The sequence below is a fragment of the Fusibacter sp. genome, assembly GCF_057447755.1.
Genome location: NZ_JBVBZF010000281.1, coordinates 1 through 4,625, shown reverse-complemented (window position 1 = coordinate 4,625; position 4,625 = coordinate 1). Strand labels below are relative to the sequence as shown.

General features: G+C 35.0%; 6 protein-coding genes and 1 pseudogene. 5 read left to right on the top strand and 2 right to left on the bottom strand.

Annotated features, from left to right (window positions below; translation table 11 throughout):
* The 5 genes and pseudogenes from AC220I_RS18485 to AC220I_RS18465 form a co-directional block, all read left to right on the top strand.
* A pseudogene (locus AC220I_RS18485) lies at positions 1-382 on the top strand (S66 peptidase family protein); the annotation flags it as partial.
* A gap of 191 nt (positions 383-573) precedes the next feature.
* Entirely contained in the window at positions 574-1,062 is a 489-nt protein-coding gene (locus AC220I_RS18480; protein ID WP_486725340.1) for a hypothetical protein, read from the top strand.
* 1 nt (position 1,063) lies between these two features.
* Positions 1,064-1,288 carry a helix-turn-helix transcriptional regulator gene (locus AC220I_RS18475; protein ID WP_486725339.1) on the top strand — a complete coding sequence of 75 codons (225 nt, stop codon included), beginning with the start codon at positions 1,064-1,066 and terminating at the stop codon, positions 1,286-1,288.
* A 15-nt stretch (positions 1,289-1,303) separates the two neighbouring features.
* Positions 1,304-1,912, top strand: a complete 609-nt coding sequence (locus AC220I_RS18470) for a class I SAM-dependent methyltransferase (protein WP_486725338.1) — start codon at positions 1,304-1,306, stop codon at positions 1,910-1,912.
* 16 nt (positions 1,913-1,928) lie between these two features.
* Positions 1,929-2,594, top strand: coding sequence for a DUF4386 domain-containing protein (locus AC220I_RS18465; protein ID WP_486725337.1), 666 nt, complete (start codon positions 1,929-1,931; stop codon positions 2,592-2,594).
* 631 nt (positions 2,595-3,225) lie between these two features.
* Here the strand turns inward: AC220I_RS18465 and kamE are convergent.
* The gene (kamE, locus tag AC220I_RS18460; RefSeq protein WP_486725336.1) at positions 3,226-3,984 is read right to left on the bottom strand and encodes a lysine 5,6-aminomutase subunit beta; all 759 of its coding nucleotides are present in this window, start codon (positions 3,982-3,984) and stop codon (positions 3,226-3,228) included.
* The coding region (locus AC220I_RS18455; protein ID WP_486725335.1) for a lysine 5,6-aminomutase subunit alpha TIM-barrel domain-containing protein at positions 3,984-4,625 on the bottom strand (642 nt) is incomplete at its 5' end. The genes AC220I_RS18455 and kamE, both read right to left, overlap by 1 nt.

The following is a 4,625-nucleotide window of genomic DNA, read 5'->3' as shown; positions in this document are numbered from 1 at the left end:
GTTAATCGGAGGAAACCTCTCCTTGTTAACGGCTACATTGGGCTCACCCTTTGAGGTCAATACAAAGGGGAAAATCCTTTTTATTGAAGAAATTGCCGAACCCAACTATAAAATAGACAAAATGCTAACGTCGCTTGCGCTAGCAGGTAAATTCGAGGATTGCCAAGGCATTATTTTAGGCTCTTTTACGGACTGCCAACCTGAAGTAAAGGGCTTTGGAGGCTCAGATCTCGATTTGACAACCATCTTTAGAGAAGTTTTGGTCCCTTTTGAAAAACCGATTTTAGGCAATTTAAGAGCTGGGCATAACTATCCACAACCTACTTTGGCCTTTGGCCGAGTGATTAAGCTTGATGCAAGCAAGCAAACCATTGAATTTTAGTTAATCAGTATGTATTCAAAATTAAAAACACTTCTCTTTGGAAAGCTCACAGCTTATACGACTCAGTAAGCCATTCCAATGATGAAGTGTTTTTTACAAGAACAAATGTAAAATATATTTGACATTAAGTAAATTTGGTATTACACTAAGTACATAAAGTATTACATTTTATTGAAAAGGAGTGTGTTGATATGTTTTATCAAGAAAAAAAGACCTTAGTCTCTATTATCACTGAAATTTTGTTATTAGTAGCCTATCTTATCTATGCTTCCAATAAGTTTTCTTCAAATATGGACAATCTCAAATTTTGGGCAACAACGATGCTTGTCTTTATTGGCATAGGGATCATTGCCTCTATTATCATACAAATAGTCTTTCATATTCTGCTCTCAATATCCATTGCAGTTAAGACGCAAATAGAAAAGGGGAAATGTGATGATCTAGAAATTGAAAAGAGAGTTGAACTAGAAATCATTGAAGACGAAATGGACAAACTCATAGAATCAAAGGCCATGCGCTTTGGATTTGTCACCACAAGTATAGGTTTTCTATTGGCCCTAGTTTCACTGGTGCTAAACTATCCCCCTGTTGTGATGATCAATATTCTATTTTGTTTCTTCTGTCTCAGTGCCATCATTTCTGGAATAAGCCAGCTCTACCTCTATAGAAGAGGGGTGTGATATGGCTAAAAAGTTTGAAATTACTAACAACATCCGTACATTGCGCTTTTTTGCCAATGAAATGACACAGCAACAACTGGCTGAGAAGGCTGGTGTCTCCAGACAGACAATCATCTCAATCGAAGCAGGAAAATACTCGCCTTCTTTAGAACTCGCATTTAAAATTTCTATGGCATTTGGTGTCGAAATTGGTGAAGTTTTTAGTTATGAGGCAAAGGAAGATTAAGAGGAGGTACTCGATATGAGCGATTCAAAAAAATTTTGGGACAAGCAAGCGAAACGATTTTCTAATAGTGACAACAAAGAAACAATCCAGTTTATTAATAATGCTAAGTCATATTTAAAATCGGAAGCCACCTTGATGGACTTTGGTTGTGCCACAGGAGATAGTAGTGTATTGTTTGCAAAAGAAGTTAATAAAGTTATAGGTATAGATTATTCAGATGAGATGATTCGTTTAGCAAATGAAAGACATCTAGTTGAAAATGTTTCATTTCTAGCTACAACTTTGGACAAGTATAATACTCAAATGCATACTTTTGATATTATCGTTGCATTAAATGTCCTTCATTTGGTTGCTGATTTAGATGAAACCATAAATTTGTTCAGTCGTTTGATTAAGCCAAAAGGTCATTTAATCGCTAGTACACCTTATGTCGGCGAAAAGAAATCTTTTACTGCAACAGCACTAACCCTTGTCAGCAAAACAGGTGCTATCCCTAATATAAACGTTTTCTCTCACGATCAAGTTCTTGACAAGTTTAACAATTATGGTTTTCAGCTTGTCGAAGAAAAGTGTGATTTAGGAAAAATTCCAATCTATTTTCAAGTATTTATAAAAGTTAACTAGAGATTGGGGGAAGTATATGAATTTATCAAAAGGACGATATATAGGACTTTTACATTTATTAATATTTATATTTGGTATTCTTAGTGTTGTATATGTCATAGAAAAACCTGACTATTTAAAACATATATACGGGCATGAGATCAATGTTTATAGTGGTGCATTTTTTCAACTTCTGATGGTATTGACCTATGGCTTAATTACTTACTATGTATATCCTATATTAAGAAGCTTCAATTTATCATTATCAAATCAATATCTAGGTTTTAGAATGATCAACCTGGCATTTCATTTAATAGGAATTGTCTTACTTTTATTATTTGTTTTTTTAAGTCGTATATATCAAATTGGCATTAACACCACTTACTTAGAAATACTCGGCGAATTTTTAAGGCACTTGAGAGATTTACTTAATCACGTTGGTACAATGCTGGCCTACATAACAGGAAGCACAATTATGAACATGATTCTTTATCAGTACAAACTAGTCCCGCGTTGGATATGCATTATGGGATATGTAGGCTGTGCCTTAACACTTATTTCTACATTACTTTTTATGTTTAATCTCATCCCTTTAGTTTCACCATTATATATGGCTCTAAATGCACCCTTAGCAACTCAAGAACTGATTTTTGCCTTATATTTGATTACAAAGGGGTTCAATGTTAATTTACCCGACAATTAATATTTTTTTAGGATTAACTATTCCTTTTAATCAATTTTTGAAAAAAAATATGCTTCCAACAAACCGTCGGAAGCATAAAAAATTAAATATGTTTTTAGGGGGGAATTGCTCGAGTGGGAGTTTTTGGGGGAACCCACTCGGGAATTCATTTTGGGGTTTTGTTATTAATTGGGGTTAATAATGTTTGGGGTTTATGGGGTAGTTAAGCTATTCACTTAACATAGTCTTAGTATAAAATTCACTTATGTATACACTATGACGCAATTGTGAATAAATTGTGAAATGCATATTGCAAATTCATTTCAATCGTCATAATTTTGTAATATTTCTTGCAAATTTAATTTTCTCACATTCATTTCTTCTCTTTATATAAAATCGTTTACCACTGGAAAGCCTTAAATATCTGGATTTCAAACTAGGATGCATCAAAAAAATTCAAAATTTCATTTCTTTCAAAAACACTTAAAAGCCGCCTAATATTAATTTATAATTTTAAAAAAAAGCCAGTAGTCAAGGGATCGATGACTTCTGGCTTATAAATAATTTAATTTGAAACAACAAAATTTATCATCAATTGAAATAAATCAACTGACTTTTACCTTTTAAAACTTTTAAGTGCTAACTTTGTAGTTTACACAAGCTTTCTTTCCACAAGTTGTTGAACCACAAAGGATGCAACATCTTCAGCATAAGTGCCTGTACCAAAACCAGCATCATAGCCGATTTCTTTTGCGAGTTCATATGAAATTCTAGGACCACCGGCGCAAACGATCATTTTATCGCGAACACCTTCAGACTCTAAAAGTTCAATAAGCTGGGTCATATTTGGAATATGAACGTCCTTTTGTGTTACGATTTGAGATACGATAATAGCATCTGCACTCAATTCAATCGCTTTTGCAACAAGCTCTTCATTTGGAACTTGTGCGCCAAGGTTGTATGCTTTTATACCATGGTATCTCTCAAGACCATAATGACCATCATAACCTTTCATGTTCATAATGGCATCAATACCAACTGTATGGGCATCCGTTCCTGAGCACGCACCTACGATCACAACATCTCTTTTGATGTTTTCTTTGATGTAATCTTCAACACCATATTTGTCCATAACATCCGTCTCAACTTTTGGTACTTCAATTGAAGTATAGTCGATTGTATGCGTACATTTACCGTACATAACAAACATCGTATAGCCTACACCAAGGTCTTCTGCATGAACCACTGCTGGTTCGTCAATACCCATCTTCATGAGCAATTGCTTTGCAGCTTCTTTGCTCTCCTCGTTGCAAGGAATTGGCAAAGTAAAAGAAAACTGCATCATACCATCATTCATGGTATCACCGTAAGGCTTAACTCTCGTTAAATCTAATCCGCTGTTTACACTCATTACTTGTTACCTCCTAGCATCATTGGAATAAATGGATTGAAGTAATTTTCGCCTTTTTGCGTAACGCCGTCAAGACCTTTTCCACCGTCCATTTTACGTGTTACATCTGCGAACTTACCTTGTTCAATTGTGGACATGATACCGATTTTTTCAATATCTTTTAACATGTCAGCTGCCTCTGCAAGAACACCTTGAGCACGTTTTTGGATGATACCATCTTTTTTATATTCAACTTCATCACCGAGATGTCTCATGTTTTTGAAGATGTATTTTGCATTTTCAATTGCAAGTGCTCTATCTTGAAGAAGCGGGGTGTGAATTGCTTCTGTCATCATACCTAATAATTGAAGCCCTTGGTTTGTCATAATTGAGATGGTGTTAAACAAGGCATCTTGAATATGACCTTTGAAAATGTTACCTGTCATATATTTTGTTGGTGGCATATATTTTAAAGGAGCATTCGGGAAGATTTCGCGCGCCATTTGTGCTTGTGAGAGCTCTAATAAGAAGCCATCTTCAGTATCTGGATTCATTTCAAACGCGTGTCCAAGTCCCATTTGTTCCTCAGGTAAACCTGCTAATAGAGCAAATTGCTCATTGATAAATTGTGAAGCCAAGACTGTATGTGCTTCTTCGATTGC

Bases quoted from the DNA above. Each gene is read 5' to 3' on its own strand.
- AC220I_RS18480 (WP_486725340.1), top strand. From the start codon at position 574: ATGTTTTATCAAGAAAAAAAGACCTTAGTCTCTATTATCACTGAAATT.
- AC220I_RS18465 (WP_486725337.1), top strand. From the start codon at position 1,929: ATGAATTTATCAAAAGGACGATATATAGGACTTTTACATTTATTAATA.
- AC220I_RS18470 (WP_486725338.1), top strand. From the start codon at position 1,304: ATGAGCGATTCAAAAAAATTTTGGGACAAGCAAGCGAAACGATTTTCT.
- kamE (WP_486725336.1), bottom strand. From the start codon at position 3,984: ATGAGTGTAAACAGCGGATTAGATTTAACGAGAGTTAAGCCTTACGGT.
- AC220I_RS18475 (WP_486725339.1), top strand. From the start codon at position 1,064: ATGGCTAAAAAGTTTGAAATTACTAACAACATCCGTACATTGCGCTTT.